This window comes from Hyphomicrobium sp. (assembly GCF_020852195.1).
Taxonomy (GTDB): domain Bacteria; phylum Pseudomonadota; class Alphaproteobacteria; order Rhizobiales; family Hyphomicrobiaceae; genus Hyphomicrobium_C.
Map to the genome: position 1 here is coordinate 1 of NZ_JADZBI010000093.1, position 2,924 is coordinate 2,924.

Annotated in this window: 1 protein-coding gene; it reads right to left on the minus strand. The window is 66.7% G+C overall.

Features of this window, described 5'->3' with window-relative positions:
- A partial coding sequence (locus IT540_RS07360) for a strawberry notch family protein (RefSeq protein WP_291175203.1) occupies positions 1 to 2,924 on the minus strand: 2,924 nt, incomplete at both ends.

Sequence of the window (2,924 nt, forward strand, 5' to 3'; positions counted from 1 at the left end):
AATCGCATTCTCGACGCGGGCGCAGATGAGCCGCTCGAAATGGGCGAAGAGGTCGTTCTGGAGCTGGATTTCCAGCGCGAGCAGGCGATTGAGGAACGTGGTGATCGGCGGCAACGCGTCGAGGAGGACGCCCTCATCGGTGGAGAGCCTCAGGCCGGTCGCGTCCTCGAACCGTGCGAGCGGGCATTCCGGGATGCGCCCGCGGTGAATGAGCTCGTAGAGCTGGCGCAGCGCGGAGCGGGCGTAGGTGCTTTCCAGATTATCTTCAGGCCGGAACATGCCCTGACCGCCCGTCTGCCGTTGGCCGCGGGTGATGGCGCCGAGGCTGTCGAGGCGGCGGGCGATGGTGGAGAGGAAGCGTTTTTCGCCGCACACGTCAGTGGCGATCGGCCGGAAGACCGGCGGCTGCTTCTGATTGGTGCGGTTCGAGCGGCCCAGCCCCTGAATGGCGGTATCGGCCTTCCAGCCGGCCTCGAGCAGATAGTGGATACGCCGGCGCTGATTCCGCGCGGCCAGATCGGCATGGTAGCTGCGTCCGGTGCCGCCTGCGTCGGAGAAGACGAGGATCTGCTTGTCGTCGTCCATGAAGGCCTGCGCCTCGGAAAGGTTGGCCGAGGACGGGCGGTTCTCGACCGCGAGCACCATGCCGGCGGGCGTCTTGCGGCGCACGATGCGGCGGCTGCGGCCGGTGACCTCGGCGACGGCGTCGCCGCCGAAGTGGTGAATGATCTGATCGAGCGCGCTCTGCACCGGCGGCAGCGCGGCCAGATGCTCGATCATGCGGTCGCGGCGCTGTTCGGCTTCACGCGAGCGGACCGGCTGGCCGTCCCTGACGACGGGACGGGATTGCAGATTGCCGTTCTCATCGGTGTAGCGCTCATAGAGCTGGGTCGGAAATCCGTTGGCCAGATAGTCGAGGACGTATTCGCGGGGCGTCACATCGACCGACAGATCGCTCCATTCGGCGGGCGGGATATTGGCGAGCCGCCGCTCCATCAGGGCTTCCGACGTCGTCACCAGCTGGATGACCGCGGCGTGGCCTCGTGCCCGGTCGGCCTCGACGGCGCGAATGAGCGTCGGCGTCTTCATGGCGGTGATGAGGTGATTGAAGAACCGCTGCTTGTTGGACTCGAAGGCCGAGCGGGCGGCGGACTTGGCCTGCCGGTTGAGCGTGCCGCCGTCGCCCGTGACGTTGGCGGCCTTCAGCGCCGCGTCGAGGTTGGTGTGAATCACCTGAAACGCTTTGGCGTAGGCGTCGTAGATGCGGATCTGATCGGGCGTGAGCGGATGTTCCAGGATATCGACCTCGACACCTTCGTAGGAAAGGGAGCGGGAGGCGTAGAGGCCGAGGGCTTTCAGGTCACGAGCCAGCACTTCCATCGTTGCGATGCCGCCCTCGTGCATGGCGGAGACGAAGTCGGAGCGGGATGCGAAGGGGAAGTCGTCGCTGCCCCACAGACCGAGGCGCTGCGCGTAGGCGAGGTTCTCGACGGTGGTGGCCCCTGTCGCCGACACATAGACCACGCGGGCATCGGGCAGCATGTGCTGCAGTTTCAGGCCGGCAAGACCCTGTTGTGACGGGGCTTGCATGCCGCGGTTGGATTTGACGCCGGCGGCGTTGCCCATGGCGTGGGCTTCGTCGAAGATGACGACGCCGTCGAAATCGCGCCCGAGCCAATCCCCGATCTGCTTCAGCCGCGAGGCTCTGCCTTCGCGCTCGTCCGAGCGCAGCGTAGCGTAGGTGGTGAACAGGATACCCTGATCGAGCGCGATCGGCTTGCCCTGGCGGAAGCGGTCGAGCGGCACGATCTCGAGCTTTTCCTGACCGAGCGCCGACCAGTCGCGCTGCGCGTCCTCGATCAGCTTGTCGGACTTGGAGATCCAGATGGCGCGGCGGCGGCCTTTGAGCCAGTTGTCGAGCAGAATGCCCGCGATCTGGCGGCCCTTGCCGGCACCGGTGCCATCGCCGAGGAACCAGCCGCGGCGGAAGACGACCGCGTCCGTATCGTCGTCCTGCGCCCTGCCGAGCGCATCATAGCTCTCATTGGGCTTCCAGCGTCCGGCCAGATGATGGGCGTGTGCCTCGCCGGCATAGATGACGCTTTCGAGCTGCGCGTCGGAGAGCAGGCCTTCGGTCACGATCGCTTTGGGCAGATGCGGACGGTAGGAGGGCCGTGGCGGGCGGACCGACGCCATCGCGGCCGACTGCACCAGCGTGCTTGGATGCGGCTTGGCGTCGGCGATCTCGATCGTCTCGACGCGATAGGGCTCATAGAGCGCGTCGCCGAGCTGCGCCGACGAGCCGGTCTCATCCTCGCGGTAGGCGTAGGCGAGCTCCTCAACGTCGGCGGCAGGGGCCGCGGGCCTTGGCGCGGGAATTTGGCGGACAGGCCGCACATTGCGAGGCCCGGACAGGAGCGATCGCGCGGAGTGCGTGGAGCCAGGCGCAACAAGTTCGACTTCAAGCCTTGGGGGTAGCTGCTCAAGCACGCGGTCGAGCAGTTCGGCCGTGCTGCGGGCAGGATCGAATGGCGGCAGGGGAGGGGTAGCGCGGTCCGATGGGGTGCGGTCGATGACGGTCAGGCGCGTTCCGGCGGTGGTGCCGTGGCGGCGATAGACCGCGCCGTCGATGGCCGAAGTAAAGACGATGGAGCCGATTTCCCGAAGGGCCGCGAAGCTCTCGGCGAATGCGGGATTGGATGCCGTGAAATTCGCGCCGGTGAGGACGACCAGCCGGCCGCCGGGAACGAGCCGCCGCAATGCAGAGCGGATATGCCGGAAGCAGGCGTCACGGCTTGAACCCGAAACGTTGAGGGAGGCCGAGAAAGGCGGGTTCATCAGCACCACGGTCGGGGCGATCGAGGCAGGGAGGAAATCGTCGATCTGCTCGCCGTTGCAGCGATGAAGGGAGGCGGCGGAGAAAA